Here is a 25355-nt window from a genome sequence, read left to right as displayed (position 1 = left end):
TGCCTCAGGCCTTCCTGCTCTGCGGTACGCCTAAATCGCGGAAATGATCGACAAACACGGAAGGCCGTTCCTTATCGAACAATAACCAAACTTGCTGACGTGCACGCGTCAGCGCCACATACGCCAGGCGGCGTTCTTCCGCATCCGGGAACGCTTCTGGTTGCGGTAACAATCCCTGTTCCATGATCGACTCGCGTGCGGCAGCCGGGAAACCATCACGGCCTTCATGCAGGCCCAGCACAATAACAAAATCGGCCTGCTGCCCCTTGCTGGCATGGATGGTCATGAAATCCAGATGCAGCTTCGGCCAACGGGTTTTGGCTTTATCCAGCACCTCAGGCCGCAGGTGATGGTAGCGTGCCAGCAGCAGCACCCGCTCATCGGGTTTCACATAACCACTCAACTTATCGAGTAAGGCTTCAAGTTGTTCCTGCGCCAGCAATATCACCGATTTTTTATTGCCTTTAGTCAGGCTATTCAGTGGCTTGCGCAGCTGATGTGGATTTTGTTGCACGAATCGGTTGGCGATCTCACCGATGCGATCATTGAATCGGTAGGTGGTATCCAACACACAGCGATCACCTTCGCCAAAATAGTGATGGAAGGCGGTAGTCAGACTCATCTCTGCACCGCTAAAACGATAGATGGCTTGCCAATCGTCACCGACAGCAAACAGTGAGGTTCGCTTATTTTGTTGGCGCAGTGCGGTCAGCAAGGCGGCACGCTGCGGTGAGATATCCTGAAACTCATCCACCAGAATATGCTTCCACGGACTGATAAAGCGTCCCTTATCCAGAATAGCGATTGCCTGATGAATCAGGCCGGAAAAATCGACCGCGCCCTCGTCTTTTAACGCACTTTTCCAGGCTTTCAGGATCGGTGCCATCAACTTAACGCGTTTGCTAAATTGATCGCGTTGCTCCTCAGGTACATCGGCGATCATGGCGGCCTGTGCACCGCCATGCATACGCATCAACCCCAGCCAGCGCTCCAGACGGGACGCCAAACGCTGTGCCAGTTTATCATCCTGCCAAAATGGCCCTTCGGCAACGTCCCACTCCAGTTCTTCCTGCAACCACTGACGCCAACCACTGGCCTGCGCCTTTTTGCTGCTGCATTGTTCACGCCAGCTCTCAATTAACAACTGACGACGGGCTTTGCTGTCGCTTTCCAGTTTACTGATGACAGGCTGTTTATTGCTGCCTTCACGAATAATATGCAGCGCCAGCGCGTGAAAAGTGCGCGCCTGAATCGCGCTTTCACCCAGCCGCGACTGGATGCGATCGTTCATCTCGTCTGCCGCCTGACGCCCAAATGCCAGCAGCAGAATCTGCTCCGGCTGCGCCAGTTTACGCTGCAACAACCAGCCAGCACGCGCCACCAGCACCGACGTTTTTCCACTTCCCGCCCCGGCTAACACCAGTAACGCGTCTTCACCATTCACCACCGCCTCACACTGCGAAGGATTGAGCGGCGTCGTTTCAACCGTGGAGAAAAAGGTCTGGTACTCCTGCAAGATTTTTGCTGTCCACTCACGGTTGCGCTGGCGAATCGCCGTTTCACCCTGACTCATCCATTGCTGACAGAACTGCCACAATTCGCGGCAATTCTCGAACTTGTCCAGCCGTGATAGCGGTAACGGTAAGGCAGAGAACTGCCTGGCAATGTTTTCTTTTACCGTCTGGAGTTCGCTTCGCTTTAGCCAACGGTCCTGGCTGGTAAACGCGAAAATCTCCTGCTGTAACCCGGTCAGCACCCCGACACAAACCTCGCTCATCTCCTGGCTCCATTGCTGCCAGGCTTGTTGCAGGTAATGAAAAAAGCGCTGCGTTTCCTGCCATTCCGTGCCGTGCAACCGCACCACTTTCTCGTCTGGCAGCAAAAATTCCAGCTCGCCCCACACCAACCCACGCTTACAGGCGATATCCAATAATTGATTGAAAGGGATCAGGTATTCGTGACGATCGCCGCTGACTTCCACTCCGGCTTCCAGCAGACGTACGCGATTATAAGGGTGCTGAGCCAGACGTTTACCCATTGATGTTGCTTTCAGTTCCATGTCCGCACCGTGTTCAGCAAGAGGATTATCGCGCAGTTTACCTGTCAGACACTTGGCGCTCCAGCCTTAAAACAGGCTAAACTGGGCAACACATATTGCGGATTGCAAAAGGAAAATCGTGTTATGCGCACCGTGCTCAACATTCTCAACTTTGTACTGGGTGGCGTTTTCACCACCCTGAGCTGGTTACTGGCTACGCTGGTCAGCATCGTTCTCATCTTCACATTGCCATTGACGCGTTCCTGCTGGGAGATCACTAAACTCTCGCTGCTGCCATTTGGCAACGAAGCGGTTCATGTCGATGTACTGCGACCGGACAGTAAAAATCAGGTGATGAACGCCGGAGGCACTTTTCTTAACCTCTTCTGGCTGGTGTTTTTCGGCTGGTGGCTGTGCCTGATGCACATCTCTGCGGGTATCGTGCAGTGCCTGACTATCATCGGGATTCCTGTTGGCATTGCTAATTTCAAGATTGCCGCCATTGCCCTGTGGCCCGTGGGACGACGCGTTGTTTCAGTTGAAGAAGCGCAGGCGGCGCGGGAAGCCAACGCTCGTCGCCGTTACTGAGACTATGCCATGATGCCTGAAGCCTTACCCGGCTGGCGCCGTTATCTGTTTAACAGCAGCTTGCGCTATTTGCTGCGCATTTTTTTCGCCCTTGCCGGTTGTGCCGCCGTTCCGTGGTGGTTACAGCAAATTGAGTGGACGATCCCCCTCACCCTCGGCGTGGTTGCCGCTGCATTGGCCGATCTTGACGATCGTCTGGCAGGCCGCCTGCGCAATCTATTGATTACGTTGATCTGCTTTTGTATCGCATCGGTATCCGTCGAATTACTGTTTCCCCACCCCTGGGCATTCGTCCTCGGCCTGGCGCTCTCAACCTGGGGATTTATTCTGTTGGGTGCTCTCGGGCAGCGTTATGCCACTATCGCCTTTGGTGCATTGCTTATCGCGGTGTATACCATGCTCGGCGTAGGTTTGTTTCCACAGTGGTGGATGCAACCAACGCTGCTGCTGGTGGGGGCCTTGTGGTACAACCTGCTGACCCTGGTGGGGCATGTGATGTTTCCGGTGCGCCCGGTTCAGGAGCAATTGGCGGCCAGCTTTTCTCAGTTAGCGCGTTATCTGGATGCAAAAGCCAACTTGTTCGATCCCGATGGCGGTGAGCAGGATGATGCCAACCTGATTGCCACCGCAATGGTGAATAGCCAGTTAGTCGCCCAACTTAATCTGACGAAAAGCACTATCCAAAGCCGGTTACGCGGCGACCGGGGTTCACGCAGCACCCGCCGCAGCCTGCATTACTATTTTGTGGCGCAGGATATTCATGAACGGGCCAGTTCCTCCCACCTGCAATATCATCAACTGCGCGATGACTGGCGCTATAACGAGGTGCTTTTTCGCTTCCAGCGACTGCTGAATATGCAGGCACAGGCATGCCGACAGTTAGCGGAAGCCATTTTTTTGCGTCAGCCCTGGCATCATGACACCCATGTCGAACGCGCCTTTGAGCGGCTGGAAACCGCACTGGAACGCTTGCAACAAAATGCCCCGGACGACGCCCATATTCGTGCGTTATTCTGGCTGCTGCGTAATTTGCGCGCCATAGATGCCCAACTGACATCGATCGAATCGGAACAGAAACTGGCACAACCTGCCCCATCCAGCGACGATAATCTTTCCAATGATGGACCAGGCGGTTGGGCGGATATTCGGCTGCGCATTAGCCGGCATCTCACGCCAACCTCCGCCCTGTTCCGCCATGCCGTAAGAATGTCATTGGTGTTGTGCATCGGCTACGGATTTATCCAGATCACCGGTGTACATCGCGGCTATTGGATTTTGCTTACCAGCCTGTTTGTCTGTCAGCCGAATTATAATGCCACCCGACGGCGACTGGCGTTGCGTATTGGCGGGACGCTGGCAGGGATTGCCATCGGTTTACCGGTGCTCTGGCTGGTGCCTTCCATCGAAGGACAGCTGGTATTGATTGTGCTCAGTGGTGTGCTGTTCTTCGCGTTTCGCCAGATACAATATGCTCAGGCAACGCTCTTCATTACCCTGCTGGTGCTCCTCTGCTTCAATCTGTTGGGCGAGGGTTTTGAAGTCGCCCTGCCGCGTGTGGTGGATACGTTGCTGGGGTGTGGCTTAGCCTGGCTTGCTGTCGCTTTCGTCTGGCCAGACTGGCGCTTCCGCCAGTTGCCTGCGGTAGCCGAACGTACGCTCAATGCCAACTGCCGCTACCTTGATGCCATTATGGAGCAATATCATCAGGGCAAGGATAATCGTCTGGCTTATCGTGTTGCGCGGCGAGATGCGCACAATGCCGATGCCGAACTGGCCTCAGTTGTGTCAAATATGAGCAATGAAGCACGTCATCAGCAATCATTACGTGAAAACGCCTTTCGGTTACTTTGTCTGAATCACTCCTTTCTCAGCTATATATCCGCGCTGGGCGCTCATCGGGTCAGGTTAAATGACACCCGACTATTAACGTTGCTGGATGATGCGGTGTGCTTTGTTGATGATGTTTTGCAAATTGAACGCGTCAGCGATGCTGAGGCAACGCAGATGCAGCAGACCCTGCTGCATCGAGTGGCGGAAATGAAATCCAGCCCGGAGACGCAAGCTCCGTTAGTTTTGCAGCAGTTGGGATTATTAATTGCGCTGTTACCTGAAATTGCGCGCCTACGCCGCACCCTCGCAGCAGATTGAACCGCTGTTAGCGGAGCGTTTTTTGATACCACGCGCATAACTCCTCCCGGACCTCACGAGGCAATGCCGCCTCGTGATGGCCCGAAATCGCTCCCTCGAGAGCCAGCAGCGTCTTCAGGCCGATATGCTTATTGATGGTGCGAAGTTTCAGCCAACTTTTCTTGGCACCTGTTTCACACAGATGTTTGACCGAGCAGATGCCGACCTTATGTAGCATCATTTCCATACGCAGGCTGAGATTGGGCAAATCCTTCAGCCGCAGTGAGACATAACGGGTTTGCAACTCCTCACGCGCAGCGTGTAGCGCCCCAGAGGATAGCCGCATTAACTGTTCCGGTTCCTGCCAAAGACGTTTGTCGACTTTGTAATAACTCAGTGTCACCGGTATACCGCGTTTACTGTAAATCAGCGGCTCCATCGGGCATTGCGTCGCATAGGTCGTCACCGCTTCACAGGCACGTAGATAGAGCGCATCTTCATTGATAAACGCAAAGACAACCTTTTCCACTGAGAGCGTATAACCACCAAACTGCGTGCGGGATTCAATTTCGCCTAGCGCGGCTAATTGTGCTTTCGATTGTTCGACGATTGGGTGAGATTTTTTCATCCTGATACCTTCCTGAATTCCTTTTACCAGAACTGTCCTAATAAATACTTCATGTATTCATCAGGTTAGAAGATATTGAAAACGTTCCAGCTGTTCAATGAATAAATGCATTCGAGGTGAAAATTTGTCCGATTTTGCGAGACGTTTTCAGAAATTGAGGTTGATCTTTATCCAGGAACTCATTACTGTATATTCATACAGTTCATTACTGAGTGATTAAATTATGCGTACTCAATTCTCTGGCACCGCTGATCGTTCTCACCGTTTTGCGACTTCAGACTTAGCGCAACCTTCTTTGGGTGGCATTACAGAACTTCGCTACAGCGAGCAACCTGGCATGATGCAATTACTGCTGCTGCCGGTGCTAAAACAATTGAGCTTACAATCACGCTGGCAGCTGTGGTTAACGCCTGCACATAAGCTGAATCGCCATTGGATGCAACAATCTGGTTTGCCGCTGGAAAAGAGCATGCACATCACTGAATCTGAACGCTACAGTACGGTTGAAAGCATGGTTAAAGCTCTGCGCACCGGTAACTATAGCGTCGTGCTGGCGTGGATCCCTTATGAGCTGAATGATGATGAACGTCGTGAACTCAAACAGGCTGCTGCTGAAGGGGAAGCTTTGGGGTTGGTGATGCGTCCTCAGGGACACGATGGGGTTTTGTGCAGACAACCATCTGCGTCAAAAATTCCCTCAGATTTGTTTCATTAAGTAAAATTAGGATTTTTCTCACGCTGTTTTTTGCGGAAGTTGACGCTAAGCCACTGATTCTTGTCCCGCCAGCTTAGACAATGGCTTAGCCGATTTTTTCATTTCTGATCACGAAGATTATGCCGTGTCAATTGTTAAAATGTGTGTATAAATCCCTGTTTTTTTATCGCCTGGCGTCACATCATACTTGTAACTTTCCAATCTCGTTGTAGACTTTACCTCGCCAGGGTGCTCAATAACCTCCGTTTTTTTCGGTAGAGTCATAAGCGAGCGTTTTGACCCGGCGAAGGATTAAACCAAGAGCAAACTATTTTTGCTCATTGCCTATTTGGATGATAACGAGGCGCAAAATGAAAAAGACAGCTATCGCAATTGCAGTGGCACTGGCTGGCTTCGCTACCGTAGCGCAGGCCGCTCCTAAAGATGACACCTGGTATACCGGTGCTAAACTGGGCTGGTCTCAGTATCACGATACTGGTTACTACGGTAACGGTTATGAGAACAACAACGGTCCGACTCACGAAAGTCAGCTGGGCGCAGGTGCATTCCTGGGCTACCAGGCTAACCCGTACCTGGGCTTCGAGCTGGGCTACGACTGGCTGGGCCGTATGCCGAACAAAGGCAGCGTGACTAACGGCGCGTTCAAAGCACAAGGCGTTCAGCTGGCTGCTAAACTGAGCTACCCGATCACTGACGATCTGGACGTGTACACCCGTCTGGGCGGCATGGTATGGCGTGCTGACTCAACTCAGACCAACCCGACTACTGGCCGCATCAGCGACCACGACACCGGCGTTTCTCCGCTGGCTGCTGTTGGTGTTGAATACGCACTGACCAAAAACTGGGCTACTCGTCTGGACTACCAGTGGGTTAACAACATCGGCGACGCAGGCACCGTTGGCGCACGCCCTGACAACAGCATGCTGAGCGTCGGTGTTTCTTACCGTTTCGGTCAGGACGAAGCTGCTGCACCAGTTGTTGCTGCTCCGACCCCAGCTCCGGCTCCGGTTGTAGAAACCAAGCGCTTCACCCTGAAGTCTGACGTTCTGTTCAACTTCAACAAAGCAACCCTGAAGCCGGAAGGTCAGCAGGCTCTGGATCAGCTGTACAGCCAGCTGAGCTCACTGGACCCGAAAGACGGTTCAGTCGTGGTTCTGGGCTTCACCGACCGTATCGGTTCAGAGCAGTACAACCAGAAACTGTCTGAGAAACGTGCTCAGTCTGTTGTCGACTACCTGGTATCTAAAGGTATCCCGGCTAACAAAATCTCTGCGCGTGGCATGGGCAAATCTAACCCGGTTACTGGCAACACCTGTGACAGCGTGAAAGGCCGCAACGCCCTGATCGACTGCCTGGCGCCGGACCGTCGCGTTGAAATCGACGTGAAAGGTATCAAAGACGTGGTAACTCAGCCGCAGGCTTAAGTTTTCGCGTAATAAAAACCCCGCTTCGGCGGGGTTTTTTTATACCTGGCAGATGGCAACCAATAGATTACTCGTTACCTGCATCACCTTTACCCAGAATAGCCTGCAAGTCCTGCTTCAGTGTCGACATCTGGTTGGCATACTTCTCTTTGCGTTCCGCATCTTCAATCAACTGAACAATCGTTTCAGAAAGCGTGCTGCTGCGACGCTGCGCCAGTCCTGCCAGCCGTTGCCACACCAGATATTCCAAATCGATTGATTTCTTCCTGGTATGCTGATGCTCCGCATTAAAGTGGCGCTTACGACGAGCACGGATCGTCTGCTTAAGACGATTTTCTAAATCCGGATGAATATGCTGGTCAATCCATGCGTTGACTTCGACAGGGCTATTCTCCATCGTCAACAGCAGGTCAACCGCGGCCTGAGCAGCACTCAGCTCCAGATGACGGGTGATCAGCTCACCTTCCCGATGCTTTTTCACCAGGTATTTCCACTTCCATCCACTTTCAAGATTTTCGAGCTGCTGGTATTTCATCGGAATCTCATCGTGATCACGTAACAAACTAAGAATAACAGCTTTTTTCCTGGATGCAGCAAGGAAAAACATATTGCGGTCATCACAATTCGGGCCGGAACTCCGCAGTGCTTAACCTGGTTGATTCCTGTATAATCGCGCTTTTCCCGAATTCGACGAATGGAATATTTTGACCAGCTCTCAACTTACGTGGCAAGCCCTGCAGCCGGATAGCACCCGCTACCAATCCATTTTCTCCAATGTTTCACTGGAAGATAGCGATAGTCTAGCCGCGGTCCAGCCGCGTCTGCTGAATGCCCTGGCGCATTTACATCATCAACAACAGGGTTTTCCACTGCTGCTGTTACGCAGTCAGGAAAATAACGACTACCTCGCCTGGATTGCCTCGGCTGCACAGCGCTTTCAGCCTGATGAAACCGCCCTGTTTGGTGGTGATTATCTGGTGATGGGTGACAATGTCAGCCTGTTACCAGCGGCAGAAAACCGCCCTTTCACCAGCCAGGGTGGCGTGCACTATGCAGACTGGATCGAATTTGAACAACTGTTTGGCTGCGTCCGTCAATACAAAGATCGGGTCCAGCTCGAGCCAGGTTTAATCCATCGCGCCAATGGCGGCACCCTGATCCTCAGCGTCAATACGTTGCTGGCTCAGCCGCTGATGTGGTTACGACTGAAAAAATGTATCGAGCAGGGCCGTTTTGAATGGTATTCATCAGATGAACGTCAGCCGTTACCGGTCACGATTCCAGCGTTACCGTTTCAGCTGCGCCTGATCCTGTGCGGCGAACGTGATGCATTAGCTGATTTTCAGGCTCTGGATGCCGAAGCGCACGAAATGGCGCTTTACAGTGAGTTTGAAGAAAGCTTGCAGTTGGTCGATGAAGACGATATGACCGCCTGGTGTCAGTGGACACTCACCCAGGCTGGTCTGGCCGGTTTACCGGATCCTGAAGCAGATTTCTGGCCGGTACTGATCAATGAGGCGGTACGGAACACTGGCGATCAGGACACCTTACCGCTGTGCCCACGCTGGTTGCGCCGCCAGATGCAGGAAGCCGCACTGCACGGCGACGTCCTTAATGCCGAAGCCCTAAAGGATGCACTGGAAGCGCGTCAGTGGCGCGAAAGTTTCCTCGCCGATCGCATGCGTGATGAAATTCTGCTAAACCAGATCATGATCGAAACAGAAGGGGAAGTGGTTGGTCAGATCAATGGCCTGTCTGTGATTGAGTTTCCAGGCCATCCGCGTCCCTGGGGCGAACCGTCGCGTATTACTTGCGTAGTGCATCCGGGTGATGGCGAGTTCACTGACGTCGAACGCAAAGCGGAGCTGGGCGGCAATATCCATGCGAAAGGCATGATGATTATGCAGGCTTACCTGATTGCCGAGCTGGAGCTGGAGCAGCAACTCCCCTTCTCTGCTTCACTGGTGTTTGAACAATCCTATTCTGAAGTCGATGGTGACAGCGCATCACTGGCCGAGCTTTGCGCGCTGATCAGTGCACTGGCTAATCAACCGCTCAATCAGCAAATCGCCGTCACCGGTTCGGTTGATCAGTTTGGCAATGTACAGCCAGTGGGTGGCCTCAATGAAAAAATTGAGGGCTTCTTCAGTATTTGTCACGAACGTGGTCTTACCGGCCAGCAGGGCGTCATTTTGCCCGCCAGTAATGTCCGCCATCTGAGTCTCAACGCTGCGGTGATTGAAGCGGTCCAGCAGGGCCAGTTCCATATCTGGGCGATTGAGAGCGTCGATGAGGCATTACCACTGCTAACCGGTGTGGTGTGGCAAAGTGAAAGCGGGGACTCCCTGCTGAGCACTATCCAGGAACGTATCGCGCAGCTGAATCAGCAGGAGACGCGTCAGCGTCCGTGGCCCTTACGTTGGCTTAACTGGTTCAACCACAGCTGATAGCATTGCCCGGCGTACAACTGTTCGCTAATATTCGGGCTTCACTAAATAAGGCTTATTGAGAACATGGTAGATAAACGCGAATCCTATAGCAAAGAAGACCTGGTTGCCTCAGGTCGCGGAGAACTGTTTGGCGAAAACGGACCGCCGCTTCCATCAGGCAATATGTTGATGATGGACCGCGTGGTCAAAATGACCGAAGACGGCGGCAAATACGACAAAGGTTTTGTCGAAGCCGAGCTGGATATCCGTCCTGACCTGTGGTTCTTTGATTGCCACTTCATCGGCGACCCCGTTATGCCGGGTTGTCTGGGCCTGGATGCCATGTGGCAGCTGGTTGGCTTCTATCTGGGTTGGTTGGGTGCCGAAGGCAAAGGCCGCGCGTTGGGCGTGGGCGAAGTGAAATTCACCGGTCAGGTGCTGCCAACAGCGAAGAAAGTGACGTATAAAATTCACTTCAAACGTGTCATCAACCGCAAACTGGTGATGGGCGTTGCTGATGGCGAGGTATTTGTCGACGGTAATCTGATTTACTCGGCAACTGACCTGAAAGTGGGTCTGTTCAAAGACACCACCGCTTTCTAATCTCCCTATACCCGAAATGACTTGAGGTATCTCAGGTTATGACGGGTATAAATGACAACCTCCGCATTACGCGGAGGTTTGTTCCTTATTGATAGACATCCGGCAGTGCTAAGCCACCGCCGACCTGTCCTCCATGGCTTGTCGCCAACCTCCCAACCAGTGAGACCGTGCGTCGATCATTTGATACGGGCAAATCTCTTTTGAGCGTCCCGTAATACCGGCCTGATAGCCTCGTGAATGTGCTCGTTCCAGGCGGTCTCGTTTCTGTCTCTTCATACCTCGTTTCCCTCATTTCAGGTCTGGTGGAATCTGGTGGAAAGATAGAGTGGCGGAAAAATGTTCAACCACTCTAACGTTCTAACGCCATGCGCCGAAAAGATCAATGCGCAAATTTCACGCCAATGTCATAAATATGACCTGAAACCGACATCACAGAATGAGGTAAATTTTCGGAAAAATCTCTTATCTGGCTGATTAGACAATAAAAAAGTCCCTGATATTTTTGCCACTCGTTAATGACAAATCAAGGACTTAGATAAGCTTCGAACAATCCTTAATTTAACGCGATCGCATTATTCGCTATCTGCTGAGCGACTTGTTGCCAACCAAGCGCCAGGGTACGTACCAAGGCATCGTAACCGTCTTCAGTCTGTGGCAGCGTCAGATTAAAGCCATGTTTGATAAGACGCCCTTCATGTTGCAGCACCCACTCCCCACTCACAATGGCTTTACCGTCAAAGCGCCCCTGAAAACCGGTCACATTGACGGTCAGGGTATCGTGCGTCTCAGCCAACGGCGAGCCTGATACCAGGCGGCCCGGCAACGCACGGCTCAGATTATTCACCAGCGTTTGCTGCAATTGCTGGTCAAGCGGACTGGCCCAAAGATTATTAGCGGCAATGACGTATTTCACGTCGCTGGTCTGGTACACCAAACCATTGCCTGCCAGATAATCCGGTACGCTGACCTGCTGAACCCAAAGCATCGGCTGCTTACTGCTGGCATCGCTGCTGACAGGTGCCATAGCGGCACCTGTCGGGAGTTGATAGTACGTCGTTTCAACGGTGCTGCTGCAACCCGCCAGCAGCAGCATCGCCCCAATCATCAACCCTTTTTTCACTGTTTCGCCCTCTTTGGCTGTGGGTCCTCACCCGGCTTGGCTTCAAACACCAGCGCGTTGCTTTTGCTGTTCAGTGTCTTCAACACCGGCTGCAATTCACGCAGCGTCTTATCGAGTTGCTGCATACCGCCTACCAGCTTGTTATAAGCAGGCGATCCCGGTTGCAACCCTTTCATGCTGCGGTTCAGCTCACGCAATGTCTGCTGCATATCAGCCGGTAACGTCTTCATCGCCGGGCTGGCAGTGATCTGATTCAGGTTATTCAGCGTTTTTTGCAACTGCTGCAACGTTTTCTGACTCTCTTTCAGCGTACCGGTTGCCTCATTGATCATCGGATTCAACGGTAGATTGTTAATCTTATCCAATGCCGCCATCAGTTTTTGTTGAATCTGACTGAGGCCGCCGCTGACCGTCGGAATCACTTCGAAACCGGCAACTTTATTCGGCCCTTTATACGCCGCCACATTGTCATAGAAGTCCAGATCAACGTAGAGTGCGCCGGAAAGCAGATTCCCTGTTTTCAACGTGGCACGCAGGCCGCGCTTTTTACCATCTTGCAGATGTTGCTCAAGGTTAAAATCTCCGCCCAGACGGGTAATGAAGCGATCAGGCTCAATACGAATCAATACCGGCACACGATAATCATTGTCCAGCGCCTGATCCAGGCCCGGGATCATGTAAGGTGCCTTCGCCACCGTGCCAAGCCGGATACCGCGAAACTCCACCGGTGCTCCCGCCTGTAGACCTCGAATGGAGTCAGAGAAGAACATCAGGAAATCGATATGCTTGGTATACAACGAATCCTGGATACTGCGCTGATCGTCAAACAGATGGTATTCCGCCTTGTTCTGCGCCACTTCGCCCAGCTCCCAGCCAGTTGGCACATCAAAGCTCACACCGCCACTGAACAGCGTGGTCAATGATCCCATCTCGACACGCATACCTGAGGAAGACATATCCACGGCGATGCCGCTGTCCTTCCAGAAACGCACATTGGTGGTCACCAGTCGGTCATAAGGCGCTGAGATAAACAGCTGATACGTCATCATACGTTTGTCGGTATCAAAACTGCTGGTTTCTACCGATCCCACCCGGTAGCCACGGAACAACACCGGATCACCCGGATTCAATTGCCCCGCTTTGTTACTATCAAGCGTGACGCGAATACCTTTGGCATCGGGCGGTGCCAGCGGCGGCGCGTCCAGCAGTTGGTAACTCGTCGGCTTGTCGCCCTTGGTGCCCGGCTGCAATTCGATGTAAGCACCAGACAGCAAGGTACCGAGGCCGGTAATTCCTTCACGGCCAATCTGCGGTTTGACCACCCAAAACACGCTATCGCTATGAAGCAGTTTTTCCATACCGGAATTCAGGCGCGCGGTGATTTCTACATGATGCAAATCGTCAGTCAGCACCGCACTTTCCACCACGCCGACATCCACACTACGGCTTTTAATCGTGGTTTTACCTGCTTCAATACCTTCGGCATTTTCGGTGATCAGCGTGACTTGCGGCCCCTGATGGCTGAAGTGATAAAAAAGAATCCATCCGCCGATCAACAGCGTAACGATGGGTACAATCCAGACCGGCGACCAGCGTTTAATCTGGTCGACGTTAGCAATGCCCTGATGATTGTCCGTCAAGACGCGGCTCCTTACGTTCGGTTTTCCGTACACGATCCCAGGTCAGGCGCGGATCAAAAGCCAACGCTGCAAACATGGTGAGAATCACCACCAGCGCAAACAGTAGCGCGCCTGGCGCCGGGTAAACACTCATCAGCCGCCCCATCCGGACCAATGCGGAAAGGACAGCAATCACAAACACATCAATCATTGACCAACGGCCAACAAACTCCACCACCTCATAAACCAGATGCATCTTTTCGCTGTCATGCTGGCCGCGTCCACTGGCATCCCAGCATAACCAACCAATCGCCAACATTTTCAACGACGGCACCATGATGCTGGCGATAAAAATCACCAGCGCCACCGGCCAGGAGCCATCACTCCATAGCAAAATCACCCCTGCCATAATGTTAGAGGGATATTGCGTGCCTAACGTCTCCGTCACCATGATCGGCATAATATTCGAAGGGAGGTAAAGCAGCAGTGAAGTCACCAGCAACGCCAGCGTCCATTGCAGGCTGTGCGGTCGGCGCGCATGCACCACCACACCACAGCGGCTACAGTGATTCTGCGCAACAGGCAAAATGGCGGTGCAGCACGAACAACGTTTCATCCCCTGTTGTAAACCACTGATACCTGCTTTCGGTGCGTGTGGCAGCGCTGGCAAGGGTGCGATCTGCTGCCACACCCAGCGGCGATCCACCACCTGAAACGCGCGCAGTTGCAACACGCAAAACAGGCACCAGGCCCAGAAACTGATCCCCAGACCCAGTTCACCGTAAGCCATCAGTTTGACAAAGCTGACCAGCACCCCGGCCATGAAGATTTCCGCCATGCCCCAGTTACGCAACTGGAACAAAATGCGTGCCAGCACCAACCGCAGGTGGTGCGGCATTCTGATGCGGTTGACCAACAGGATGATGGTCACCATACAGAATGCGGGAATGCCCTGCACAAAGAGCAGGAACAGGGTGGCGAGGCTGCTGTAATCCTCACGCACCATCACATTGGGGATTTCCGGCAGCGAGATTTCACTACTCAAACCGGCGACATGCATGTTGACGAAAGGGAACAGATTCGCCAGCACCAGCATAAAAAGCGCGGCAAATGCATAGCCGGTCGGCCGCTTTTGCGGTTCGTGCCAGTTTGCTGTCAGCGTGGTATGGCAGCGCGGGCAACGCGCCCGGCTGCCGATCGGCACAGCAGGCAATTTAACCGTTAAATCGCATTGTGGGCATAGCACCCACGATTGCGGATTATCCGCTGCACACATACCGGTTTCCTTCTGTATTAAGCGCCGTTTTTCAGAGCTTCCAACTCTTCCCAGCGTTCAAACGCTGTTTCCAGTTCCTGCTCGGTCTGCGCCAGCGCATCAAGCACCGGCTGCGTTTTATCGTGCGGCTGACTGAAGAAATCCGGATGACTCATTTGCGCCTGCAACTCGCCAATACGCGTTTCGAGCTGCTCCAGTTTTTGCGGCAGCTGCTCCAGCTCACGCGTCAGGTTGTAACTTAACTTGGTTGCGTTACGTTTACCGGCATCACTTTTTTCCGCAGGTTTTGCAGTGACGGAAGATTTCGCCACCGGCGCGGTCTTCAGCTGCTTATACGCGGCACGCTGCTGCTGCGCATCATGATACCCGCCGACAAAGGTCCCAATCTCGCCGTTACCTTCGAAAATCCAGCATTCAGTGACGGTGTTATCGACAAACTGACGATCGTGGCTCACCAGCAACACGGTACCCTGATAGCCATCAATCAACTCTTCCAGCAGCTCCAGCGTTTCCACATCGAGGTCGTTGGTCGGTTCATCGAGAATCATCAGGTTGCTGGGTTTGAGGAACAAACGTGCCAACAGAAGACGATTACGTTCACCGCCGGAAAGCGCACGCACCGGCGTCATGGCGCGTTTCGGATGGAACAAAAAGTCCTGCAAATAACCCAGTACATGGCGCGGCTTACCGTTCACCATTACTTCCTGCTTGCCTTCCGCCAGGTTATCCATCACGGTGCGATCAGGATCAAGTTCTGCACGATGCTGGTCAAAGTACGCCACTTCCAGCTTCGTTCCGGAGTGCACGCGACCGCTATCCGCCTTCAGTTGTTGCAACATCAGACGTAACAGCGTGGTTTTGCCACAGCCGTTGGGGCCAATCAGCGCAATTTTGTCACCACGCTGCACCTGTGATGAGAAATCCTGCACCAGCACCTTGCCATCTACAGCGTAGTTGACATTCTCCAGCTCAAACACAATCTTGCCGGAGCGTGAGGCTTCACCCACCTGCATATTGGCTTTGCCCATCACTTCACGACGTTCAGAACGTTCACGGCGCAACGCTTTCAGGGCACGAACACGACCTTCGTTACGGGTACGACGCGCCTTGATGCCCTGACGGATCCACACCTCTTCCTGCGCCAGCTTGCGGTCAAATTCGGCGTTTTGCATCTCTTCCACGCGCAGCGCTTCTTCTTTACCCAGCAGATACTGGTCGTAGTCGCCCGGCCAGGAGACCAGCTTGCCGCGATCCAGATCGACAATGCGCGTCGCCATATTGCGGATAAACGAACGGTCGTGCGAAATAAACACGATGCTGCCAGTGAAGGTTTTCAGGAAGGTTTCCAGCCAGTCGATGGTTTCGATATCGAGGTGGTTGGTGGGCTCATCCAGCATCAGCACGCGTGGATTGCTGACCAGCGCACGTCCCAGCGCTGCTTTACGTAACCAGCCGCCGGACAATGACGACAGTTCGGTATCCGCCTGTAAACCGATTTTTTCCAGCACATCATTGATGCGGCTTTCCAGCTGCCACAGGTTGTGGTGATCCAGGATGCCCTGCAAACGCGCCATCTCATTGAGGTTTTTCTCGCTGGGATCCTCCATCACCACATGGGAGATAGCGTGGTACGCCTTCAGGTGTTCCGCCTGTTCTTCCACCCCTTCGGCGACGAAGTCATACACCGAGCCAGTGATGTTGCGCGGCGGATCCTGTTGCAGACGTGCCACCACCAGGTCGGTTTCATAAATGATGCGACCATCATCAAGCGGCTGTTCACCGTTGATGATTTTCATCAGCGTGGATTTACCGGCCCCGTTGCGCCCCACCAGACAGACGCGCTCACCCTCTTCAATGTGCAGCTCGGTGTTATCCAGCAACGGCGCATCGCTGAAGGAGAGATAAGCGCCGTGGATACTGATCAATGACATAAAACTTATTCCTTACCGGCGTGGCTGACCAGCCAGCAGTTGTGAATGTGATTACGGGCAAAATCCTGCGACTGGGTCTTCTGGGTGATTTCCTGCGCCTGCAAGCCCAGACGCTGCAATCCATCAAGATCCATTTTGAAGCCGCGTTTATTGTTGGAAAACATAATGGTACCGCCACGACGCAGCAGACGCTTCAGGTTTTGCATCAGCATCAGGTGATCGCGCTGCACGTCAAAATCGTCTTCCATACGCTTCGAGTTGGAGAAGGTCGGCGGATCGATGAAGATCAAGTCAAACTGTTCGTTGCTGTCACGCAACCAGCTCAGACAATCGGCCTGCATCAGGCGATGCTGGCGGCCCGTCAGCCCGTTGAGGCGCAAGTTGCGCTCAGCCCATTCCAGATAGGTACGCGACATATCCACCGTGGTGGTGGATTTCGCCCCACCCAGACCTGCATGGACACTGGCGCTGCCGGTGTACGAGAACAGGTTCAGGAAATCTTTGCCCTGGCTCATTTTACCCAGCATCTGACGCGCGATGCGGTGATCGAGGAACAGGCCGGTATCGAGATAATCGGTGAGGTTAACCAGGAAACGGGCATCAAATTCCTGCACTTCAAAGAAGTTGCCCTTCTCCGCCAGCTTCTGATACTGGTTTTTGCCTTTTTGACGCTCACGGGTTTTCAGCACCAGACGGTTCGCCGGGATCTCCAGCACGCTAAGCGTGGCGCTGATCACGTCGAACAGGCGTTGACGCGCCTTATTGGCATCCACGGTTTTCGGCGCTGCGTATTCCTGAATCACCACCCAATCGGCATAGCGATCCACCGCCACGTTATATTCCGGCAGATCGGCATCGTAAAGACGATAACAATCGATGTTCGACTGGCGCGCCCACTTCTCCAGTTTTTTCAGGTTCTTGCGCAGGCGGTTAGCGTAATCTTCCGCGATCTGCGCGGTACCTTCACCACTGCTGGCCGCCAGCTGATAATTTTTCTGCACGCACTCGAGCGGGCCGTTTTTCGCTTTAAATTGACGGTCGGCACGCAGCGACAGGCAGCTCAGCAGCTCGGGTGAGGCGCTGAACAACGACAGGTTCCAGCCACCAAACTTCTGCTTCATGATGCGGCCTAACTGGCTGTGCAACGCAATCAGCGCCGGTTCGCTCTCCAGACGCTCACCATACGGTGGGTTACTCAACACCGTACCGGTCACCTCCGGCGGCAACGGATTGCTCAGCTTCAGGACATCCTGTTGCGCAAAGGTGAAGAGATCGGCCACACCGGCACGACGCGCGTTGGCACGCGCCCACTCCAGCACACGACCATCATTGTCATAACCAAAGAAACGCGCACCGGTCGCTGCCGTACCCGTGCGTGCGCGCTGTTGCGCTTCGCTACGCAACTCCTGCCACAGCGGTTGATTATGTTTTTTCCAGTCAGTAAAGCCCCAGCGCGAACGCAACAGGCCAGGCGCGCGATCGCAGGCAATCAACGCCGCTTCAATCAACAGGGTGCCGGAACCACACATTGGATCGATCAGTGGCGTATCCTTTTGCCAACCAGAACGCATCACGATCGCCGCCGCCAGATTCTCTTTCAATGGCGCCTGGCCGGTTTGCTGGCGATAACCACGCTGATGTAGCGCATCACCGCTCAGATCCAGCGCGATGCTGACGCGATCTTTATTCAGCCAGGCATTGATACGAATGCCCGGCTGTTCACGATCCACATTCGGGCGTGGCAGATTCTGTCGCGTAAAGCTGTCAACAATGGCGTCTTTGATACGCAGCGCACCAAACTGGCTATTGCGGATCACCTCGTTGGTGCCACTGAAGTGGATGGCGAAGCTGGTATTGCTGTCGAAGATGTCACACCACGGAATACTCTGGGCGCCGACATACAGATCGAGATCGCTCCAGACGCCGAATTCTCCCAGCGGCAGTAAAATACGCGAAGCCAGACGGCTCCACAGCAGGCTTTGGTACATCACGCGGTCATCGGCCTCAAAATGCACCCCGCCCTGCACCACCTGCAAATCCTGCGCACCCAGCGCGTCCAGCTCAGTTTTCAACAGCTCTTCGAGCCCACGCGCCGTACTGGCAAACAGAGAATTCATATCGTCACTTATACCCTTGATAAAATTGTTGCGCATTATAGCGAATCAGCGTCCTATGTCCTAAAGTTAGCTTCTTTTTGTCCTGCATGACGGCTTTCAGGGAGTGGTGATGATTACGTTGTCCCGTCTATATATCCATCCGGTTAAATCGATGCGCGGTCTTCAGTTGTCGCATGCCCAGGTGCTGGATAGCGGCCTGGGATTTGATCGCATCTTTATGGTCACCGAAACCGATGGCACCTTTATCACAGCTCGCCAGTACCCGGAGATGGTGCGCTTCACCCCGGCGCTGTTGCCGGACGGCCTGTTTTTACAGGCACCCGATGGCAGCCAGGCGCTGATTCGCTTCACCGATTTTGCCGCCGATGATGCGCCCACCGAAGTATGGGGTAATCACTTTACTTCTCGTGTTGCCCCGGATGCGATCAACCAATGGCTGAGCGGCTTTTTTCCGCGCCCGGTGCAGCTACGCTGGACCGGTTCCCAACCGACCCGGCGCGTTAAACGCTTTGACCAGGTGCCACTCAGCTTCGCCGATGGTTTTCCTTATCTGCTGGTAAACATGGCGTCATTGCAGGATCTGCAACAACGCTGCCCCGCCAGCGTGCGCGTGGAACAGTTCCGCCCTAACCTGGTGGTCAGTGGCGCGCAGGCATGGGAAGAAGATAGCTGGAAGACCCTGAAAATTGGCGATATCACCTTTGAGATGCCGAAGCCCTGTAGTCGCTGTGTCTTCACCACGGTGGGAACAGAAAGTGGCCAGAAACATCCGCAGGGTGAACCACTGGCAACCCTGCAACGTTTCCGCAGCGCGCAGGATGGCAGTGGCGACATTGATTTCGGTCTGAATTTAATTGCGCTGAACAGCGGTGTGATCCGGGTGGGCGATCCCGTCACCATCGTGGAGAAACAACCGGCTCGCGCCTATGGTGCTGGTCAGGTCGTGGAGACACTGGCAACCACCGCCAGCCCGACCAGCCCTGTCACCATTGGTTATCAGGGCAGTGCCTTCGCCGGCGACAATCAGCAAGTCTTACTGGAGCAGTTGGAGATGCAGGGCTTTCGTATCCCCTACTCCTGCCGTGCCGGGATATGCGGCAGCTGCAAAATGACGCTGGTATCGGGAGAAGTGAAAGCATTGAAGAAAAGTGCCGTACGTCAGGATGGCACCATTCTGAGTTGTAGTTGTATTCCCGCTGGCGATATTGAACTGGCGTAACGCGTTATACCGCCCTGGCAAACGGGGCGGATGATTCCTGCTGACAAGGTTGCAGGCGATCGTTCATCACTTTAATCGCATCACCCAACACCATGCCTTTACCCGCCACGGTTAGCGCATGTTGTGCCAGCAAACACAGCGCCGCATTCTCACCACTCTCCACCACCAGCAATTGTGCCTGCTCACCGCTATCGGCCAACGTCACCGCCACCATATCACCCGCAGCAGGCTGCCAGCTGTGAGCATGGCTGGTAAAGTGCCAACTTTTTGGCATCAGCGGTTTTAGAAAACGGCTGGCAACCAGCGCATTTAATACCAGCTCGGCACGTTGATCGCCTTTTAATCCGCTCAGACGACAACGTTCTTCAAAGGTAAAATAAAGCGCGGCATCATCCACGCAAAAACCGCTTTCATTAAAGGCATCTGGCGTCAGCATTTTGCGTGAGAAGCGCGAGCGAAATAACATGCCATCAGCTAGATCAAGCATCATCCGGTCATGCTCCGCGTCAAAATACCAACGCCAGTTGTCATCGGGTTTGATTTTCATGATGTGCCCTGTGGTTTATCGCTGCGCAAAATTGCGGTTCACAGCAAAGAAAAATAACGCTAAGGAAAAGCTGAAAAATGCACCAGCAGAACAAAATATAAACGAGCCAGAGGGATAAATAAACCCCCTGGCGCGGGAATGTGGGAAATGTCTTAGAGGTGGGTCACGATATCTTTAATTAAACCAGGTCCTTTATAAATGAATCCGGAGTATATCTGGACCAGCGTGGCACCGGCGGCGATTTTTTCACGCGCGGCCACCAGCGAATCAATACCACCCACACCAATAATAGGCAGACGGCCTTGCAGTTCCTGCGACAGGCGACGAATGATTTCGGTGCTGCGTGTTTGTACCGGACGACCACTTAAACCACCGGCTTCTTCACTGTATTTCAGCCCCGCCACCAGTGAACGGTCCAGCGTGGTATTGGTGGCAATCACACCATCAATTTCATGACGCACTAAACTGTCTGCCACCTGGATCAATTCCTCTTCAGAAAGATCCGGCGCGATCTTCACCGCGACGGGAACATATTTAAGGTGCCGTTCCTGCAACTCTTTTTGCTTTAATTTGATCGCTGACAGCAGATCATCCAGCGCTTCACCATATTGCAGTGTGCGTAATCCTGGCGTGTTAGGTGACGAAATATTGATGGCAATATAACCGGCATGGGCATACACCTTTTCCATGCAGATCAGATAATCGTCTTTACCTTGTTCAACTGGCGTATCTTTATTTTTACCAATATTGATACCAAGGATTCCTTTAAAACGCGCCTTTTTAACGTTATCAACCAGGTGATCGACACCCAGATTATTAAATCCCATGCGGTTAATTATGCCTTCCGCTTCCACCAGGCGGAACATACGCGGTTTATCATTACCGGGTTGCGCGCGGGGTGTCACGGTGCCCACTTCGACAAAGCCAAAGCCCATAGCACCAAAGGCATCAATACATTCGGCATTTTTATCAAGACCGGCTGCCAGCCCCAAAGCATTAGGAAAGGTCAGCCCCATGCAGTTCACCGGACGCGCAGGTAACGACTGGCGGATAAACCCTTCCAGCGGGGTGCCGCTGATAAAACGCAATTGTTGAAAGGTAAGTTCGTGCGCACGCTCTGGATCGAGCTTAAACAGCGCCGGCCGGATGATAGGATATAACATGCACTCTCCTGAATGGCGGAAGCTTCGTGAAAGTCGGGGTGCACGGGAAAATGTGCGCCAGAATGGTAAAGGCCTCTGGCACAAAAGTAAATTGCAGCGCGAGGAAACGCAGGTCAGATTGACCTGCATCATCATTCACTTGCGGTATCTTTAATCGCTGTGCGGGTAGACGGTGAATTATGCAGGTATTCGCGCAAAATACCGTGCCGCGCCATCACCCAGAAAATCCCCACGCAGACGAGGAATTCAGCAATCACCATCGACCAGGCTGCGCCAATCGCCCCATATTTCCAGGCAAGAAACGCACAAACCGGGATATTAATAATTCCCGGTCCCAACATCACCAGCATACGCTGACGAGCCAGACCGTGGGGGATCAACACCTGCAACCCCGCCGGATAAGCAATGTTGCCAAACAGGAAACACAGCACAAACACGCGCAGCACGTCAGCCGAGGCCACAAACTCCTGACCCAGTAGAATGCGCACCACGTCATCGGCGAAGAACCAGGTAAAGATCACAATACCGAGGCTGAGCAGGAACGAGATCAGCAAACTTTTGCGCGTCGCCGCAATCGCCGCCGCTTTATCGCGGGCAAACAGATAACTGACCCGGGGGAAAAATGCATTGCCAATCTGCTCCGGCACCGAATTTGCCGCCTTACGCAGACGATCAGCCCCGTTATAGATACCAATCGCATAATGCGAGGTGAATGCCGCCAGGATCACCACGTTGACGCTGTTAAACAGGTTGGCACCCGCGATAGCAATAAAAACGTGCACGCTATCTTTCAGGCGTTGCTTGATTTCGCTGGGTTCGAAACGATAGCGACCAATCACCTTCATCATCAATACAAATCGAAGGGTAATCAATGCGCTGATCATTGACACCACACCCGGGATCAACGCTGCCAGCCAGGTATCGTCCGGGGTTTTCACCAACAGGAAGGTTAATGGGATGGCACAGAAGTTACCAAAGGTGGCGATCACCGCTGTTTTGCCCAGTTTTTCGAACCCCTGCATCAACCAGCCAAAGGAGAACAGTGAACCGAGCAGCGTGGTGCAATTCGCCAACACTACCCAGAACAGATAATGCCAGCCTGGATTGAGCCAGGTCGTCAGCAGCAGCACGCCACTGGTGGACAGCATTAACAGTAATTTGGCGTTGAAGGTTGACCAGAAGATTTGCGTCACCCGCGTTTTATCTTCACGATGGTGAGCAATATCCTTGGTGGTATAAACGTTAAAACCCCAGTCTGAAATGGTGCTGCAATACATCACGCAGGCAATCGCCAGCGCCAGTACCCCCATTTGGTTGACGCCCAAAATACGCGCCAGATAGGGCAAGGTGACTAATGGGAAGAGAAAGGACGCTCCCCGATAGGCCAGTAAAGATAAAATATTAATCACTAAACTCTTATCGAGTGTTTTCGCCATGACGCAACAACCTTAATGCTCAGACCTGCAATGACTTTCGCACTTATTTCTGGTGCAATCAAACCACCGGAACACTTTTCGGAATAAGGCTGATTCTCTTCATCTCCTTTACCACTTTGTAATTCTGAAGACGAATAAACAGCTCGGGTTGATTCAATAAAAGCCACTCTTTAAACCCGGTAGCTTTGATTTCCCGGCCGAGAAAACGGATAGCATTAATCACGTAATGCGGCACCGGAGTACGGTTATATAACGAGAGATAAATCATCAAGCGGAAGGAATGTAACAAATATTCTTTTTGAAGCCGATCGCGCCAGGTATTTTTTTCCAGCGTGGTCATTAAATCGTGATACGCCTGCATAAAGGCATGGTAACGTTGCAGAAAATAATCGCTATTTTTGCTGCCGTTGGTTAATGAACCCACGCGTACGCGTTGTTGATAATAGCTTTTCTCGCTCACCCATGCCTGACGGCTTTTCAGGAAAGCGCCAAGACTGAAACAGTGATCTTCATGCACCCGTTGTTCAAAGCGTAGCTGATGATTATCGACAACCGTGCGTTTCAGGATGTAGTTCCAGGCCGCCGAGGTATAGGTACCATTACGTAATAAAGAGGAAAGGACCTGCTGCGCCGGTTGCAGGCCAGCCAGGTCATGCTTCACTTTAGAGGCACAACGCTGCGGCTGTTCGTGGTCAAAGGTGGTCGAGCTGAAGCAGAACAGCTCCACCTCGGGATGCCTCTGCGCCACCTGTTGCAACTCCTGCACCAGGCCAAGTGCCACTCGGTCATCCGGGTCGCAGAAGAACAGAAACTCCCCTTGTGCCAGCTCAATCCCTTTGTCGCGCGCCAGTCCGGCGCCACCGTTAGGGACAGTAACAATCTGGATCTGAGGTTGACTGGCATAATGTTGATTGAGGAGTGCCAGGGTACCATCGGTTGAACCGTCATTCACAATAATGATTTCATTGGGCGTGGATATTTGCGCTAACAGAGAATCCACACATTCAACAATATATTTCTCTACGTTGTAAGTAGGAATGATAACGGACAGTTGTTTCTCTGACATAAGCACTCTCTTTTTGAACTTTGTAAAAAGAAAAATAGCAACCACATCCCTGTACGCCACAACGCACAGAATGCATTATCACAAGAATCATTTAGCGCTAGCTTAATCAGTGGTCGCAGGTTTTGACAGTTCCGTTTTCCAACCAGACCCAGGGCTAATCAGAAATAATGTTTATCAGCCATGATGTATTTATTTATTATTTTTACACCGTTGAGTTGTGGTTTATTTTTCTCACCTGGATGACATTTTTCCATTTGTAATTTAGAACAAGAAATTATTTAAAATCTCCTTGTTTGTTATTGGTATCGATTTTGACAGAGCTGATTAAATTGATACCGGGAGATACAACCAGACATAACTGATACCCTCGCGGTTAACCGCATCATCGTTGTTTATACGAGAAGTTGCCGTGTCACCGGAAATATAGCGACGTGGCAACCTGGTATGGTGCTGACATCACTTATAATGGGGTAGCGATACATTTGTTATCCTTTTGCACACTAATAAATCGACTCAACGGCATGTCATTGCTTAAAGAGAGTGAATCATTTCAATTTTGTGACTCAGCGGTTTTCGGAATTGTCGTATCGATTCCCCACCGCCTGATATTGATGCCCACCGTTTATTTGCAGATTCCGGCTTATCATTGCCGGATAAATCATTTAAGCCCTGCCCCCCGCTCTGTCAGGATTACCACATCAGTTCTCAATATCAGATAATCAATAACTTTCAGTTATAAGGAGTGACTATGCGGGTTATTACGCTGGCAGGCAGCCCACGATTTCCGTCCCGTTCCACGGCGTTACTAAGCCTGTGCCAGCAGGCGCTGGAAGCTCGCGGCGTAGAAGTCATTCCCTGGAATATTCACAACTTCCAACCGGAAGATTTGTTGTATGCGCGTTTTGATTCCCCGGCCTTGCAGGCCCTGAAAGAGGATCTGGCGCAGGCAGATGGTGTGATTGTCGCCACCCCCATTTATAAAGCTTCATTTTCTGGCGCCCTGAAAACGCTGCTGGACCTGTTACCTGAGCGCGCCCTGGAACATAAAGTTGTGCTGCCACTGGCAAGCGGCGGCAGCGTGGCACATATGCTGGCAGTGGATTACGCCCTGAAACCGGTACTCAATGCGCTGAAAGCGCAGGAAGTCCTGCACGGTGTGTTCGCCGATGACAGCCAGATTCAACACTATGACCGCCAGCCGGAACTGGATCAGTTGCTGGCCGCGCGCATTGATGAAGCACTGGATACCTTCTGGCATGCGCTGCATCGCCGCCACCAACCCTTTGCTAAAGCTGTATAAAGGAAGAAG

20 protein-coding genes and 1 pseudogene are annotated in these 25355 nt (G+C 52.6%); 8 read left to right on the top strand and 13 right to left on the bottom strand.

The window, feature by feature from the left end; translation table 11 throughout:
- Nucleotides 1–4: 4 nt before the first annotated feature.
- Nucleotides 5–2059, bottom strand: a complete 2055-nt coding sequence (gene helD, locus L579_RS02175; RefSeq protein WP_021182648.1) for a DNA helicase IV — start codon at nt 2057–2059, stop codon at nt 5–7.
- Nucleotides 2060–2182: 123 nt separating this feature from the next.
- Here helD and L579_RS02170 point away from each other — a divergent pair, with 123 nt between their 5' ends.
- Together L579_RS02170 and yccS are read left to right on the top strand one after the other, a co-directional pair.
- Nucleotides 2183–2626, top strand: coding sequence for a YccF domain-containing protein (locus L579_RS02170; RefSeq protein ID WP_021182647.1), 444 nt, complete (start codon nt 2183–2185; stop codon nt 2624–2626).
- Between the two features lie 9 nt (nt 2627–2635).
- Entirely contained in the window at nt 2636–4774 is a 2139-nt protein-coding gene (gene yccS, locus L579_RS02165; protein ID WP_021182646.1) for a YccS family putative transporter, read from the top strand.
- A gap of 7 nt (nt 4775–4781) precedes the next feature.
- Here the strand turns inward: yccS and L579_RS02160 are convergent, their stop codons facing one another.
- Nucleotides 4782–5381, bottom strand: coding sequence for a TfoX/Sxy family DNA transformation protein (locus tag L579_RS02160; RefSeq protein WP_021182645.1), 600 nt, complete (start codon nt 5379–5381; stop codon nt 4782–4784).
- A gap of 223 nt (nt 5382–5604) precedes the next feature.
- Here L579_RS02160 and sulA point away from each other — a divergent pair, with 223 nt between their 5' ends.
- Together sulA and ompA are read left to right on the top strand one after the other, a co-directional pair.
- Nucleotides 5605–6096, top strand: coding sequence for an SOS-induced cell division inhibitor SulA (gene sulA / locus L579_RS02155; protein ID WP_021182644.1), 492 nt, complete (start codon nt 5605–5607; stop codon nt 6094–6096).
- 350 nt (nt 6097–6446) lie between these two features.
- Nucleotides 6447–7520 carry a porin OmpA gene (gene ompA / locus L579_RS02150; protein ID WP_021182643.1) on the top strand — a complete coding sequence of 358 codons (1074 nt, stop codon included), beginning with the start codon at nt 6447–6449 and terminating at the stop codon, nt 7518–7520.
- Nucleotides 7521–7587: 67 nt separating this feature from the next.
- Here the strand turns inward: ompA and matP are convergent, their stop codons facing one another.
- Nucleotides 7588–8055: a macrodomain Ter protein MatP gene (gene matP / locus L579_RS02145; RefSeq protein WP_152521856.1), complete on the bottom strand. Its 468-nt coding sequence runs from the start codon at nt 8053–8055 to the stop codon at nt 7588–7590.
- A gap of 53 nt (nt 8056–8108) precedes the next feature.
- On the opposite strand from matP, the pseudogene L579_RS02140 reads away from it, so the two are divergent.
- A pseudogene (locus tag L579_RS02140) lies at nt 8109–9967 on the top strand (AAA family ATPase).
- Between the two features lie 66 nt (nt 9968–10033).
- Nucleotides 10034–10552, top strand: coding sequence for a bifunctional 3-hydroxydecanoyl-ACP dehydratase/trans-2-decenoyl-ACP isomerase (gene fabA, locus L579_RS02135; protein ID WP_021182640.1), 519 nt, complete (start codon nt 10034–10036; stop codon nt 10550–10552).
- 108 nt (nt 10553–10660) lie between these two features.
- On the opposite strand, the gene rmf is transcribed toward fabA, so the two are convergent.
- From rmf to rlmKL, 6 genes are all read right to left on the bottom strand, one after another.
- Nucleotides 10661–10828 carry a ribosome modulation factor gene (gene rmf / locus L579_RS23130; RefSeq protein ID WP_013508548.1) on the bottom strand — a complete coding sequence of 56 codons (168 nt, stop codon included), beginning with the start codon at nt 10826–10828 and terminating at the stop codon, nt 10661–10663.
- 277 nt (nt 10829–11105) lie between these two features.
- A complete protein-coding gene (gene pqiC, locus L579_RS02130; RefSeq protein ID WP_021182639.1) occupies nt 11106–11672 on the bottom strand; it encodes a membrane integrity-associated transporter subunit PqiC in 567 nt (188 codons plus the stop codon).
- Nucleotides 11669–13312 carry an intermembrane transport protein PqiB gene (gene pqiB / locus L579_RS02125; protein WP_021182638.1) on the bottom strand — a complete coding sequence of 548 codons (1644 nt, stop codon included), beginning with the start codon at nt 13310–13312 and terminating at the stop codon, nt 11669–11671. The genes pqiC and pqiB overlap by 4 nt, the downstream gene beginning before the upstream one ends.
- Entirely contained in the window at nt 13284–14567 is a 1284-nt protein-coding gene (pqiA, locus tag L579_RS02120) for a membrane integrity-associated transporter subunit PqiA (RefSeq protein ID WP_021182637.1), read from the bottom strand. The genes pqiB and pqiA overlap by 29 nt, the downstream gene beginning before the upstream one ends.
- A gap of 17 nt (nt 14568–14584) precedes the next feature.
- The gene (locus L579_RS02115; RefSeq protein WP_021182636.1) at nt 14585–16498 is read right to left on the bottom strand and encodes an ABC transporter ATP-binding protein; all 1914 of its coding nucleotides are present in this window, start codon (nt 16496–16498) and stop codon (nt 14585–14587) included.
- 5 nt (nt 16499–16503) lie between these two features.
- Nucleotides 16504–18615 carry a bifunctional 23S rRNA (guanine(2069)-N(7))-methyltransferase RlmK/23S rRNA (guanine(2445)-N(2))-methyltransferase RlmL gene (gene rlmKL, locus L579_RS02110; protein ID WP_021182635.1) on the bottom strand — a complete coding sequence of 704 codons (2112 nt, stop codon included), beginning with the start codon at nt 18613–18615 and terminating at the stop codon, nt 16504–16506.
- A gap of 109 nt (nt 18616–18724) precedes the next feature.
- On the opposite strand from rlmKL, the gene L579_RS02105 reads away from it, so the two are divergent.
- Nucleotides 18725–19834: a YcbX family protein gene (locus L579_RS02105; protein WP_021182634.1), complete on the top strand. Its 1110-nt coding sequence runs from the start codon at nt 18725–18727 to the stop codon at nt 19832–19834.
- Between the two features lie 4 nt (nt 19835–19838).
- On the opposite strand, the gene L579_RS02100 is transcribed toward L579_RS02105, so the two are convergent.
- From L579_RS02100 to L579_RS02085, 4 genes are all read right to left on the bottom strand, one after another.
- Entirely contained in the window at nt 19839–20381 is a 543-nt protein-coding gene (locus L579_RS02100; RefSeq protein ID WP_021182633.1) for a cell division protein ZapC, read from the bottom strand.
- Nucleotides 20382–20533: 152 nt separating this feature from the next.
- Nucleotides 20534–21544, bottom strand: coding sequence for a quinone-dependent dihydroorotate dehydrogenase (gene pyrD, locus L579_RS02095; protein WP_021182632.1), 1011 nt, complete (start codon nt 21542–21544; stop codon nt 20534–20536).
- Nucleotides 21545–21675: 131 nt separating this feature from the next.
- Nucleotides 21676–22980, bottom strand: a complete 1305-nt coding sequence (locus L579_RS02090) for a flippase (protein ID WP_021182631.1) — start codon at nt 22978–22980, stop codon at nt 21676–21678.
- A gap of 58 nt (nt 22981–23038) precedes the next feature.
- Nucleotides 23039–24046 carry a glycosyltransferase family 2 protein gene (locus L579_RS02085; protein WP_021182630.1) on the bottom strand — a complete coding sequence of 336 codons (1008 nt, stop codon included), beginning with the start codon at nt 24044–24046 and terminating at the stop codon, nt 23039–23041.
- Nucleotides 24047–24794: 748 nt separating this feature from the next.
- On the opposite strand from L579_RS02085, the gene ssuE reads away from it, so the two are divergent.
- Nucleotides 24795–25346 (top strand): NADPH-dependent FMN reductase, encoded by a 552-nt coding sequence (ssuE, locus tag L579_RS02080; protein ID WP_021182629.1) that lies wholly within the window; start codon nt 24795–24797, stop codon nt 25344–25346.
- Nucleotides 25347–25355 lie beyond the last annotated feature (9 nt).

This window comes from Pantoea sp. AS-PWVM4, assembly GCF_000468095.1.
GTDB lineage: Bacteria > Pseudomonadota > Gammaproteobacteria > Enterobacterales > Enterobacteriaceae > Pantoea > Pantoea phytobeneficialis.
The sequence above is the reverse complement of the archived record's forward strand: the minus strand, read 5'-3'. Positions and strand labels throughout refer to the sequence as shown.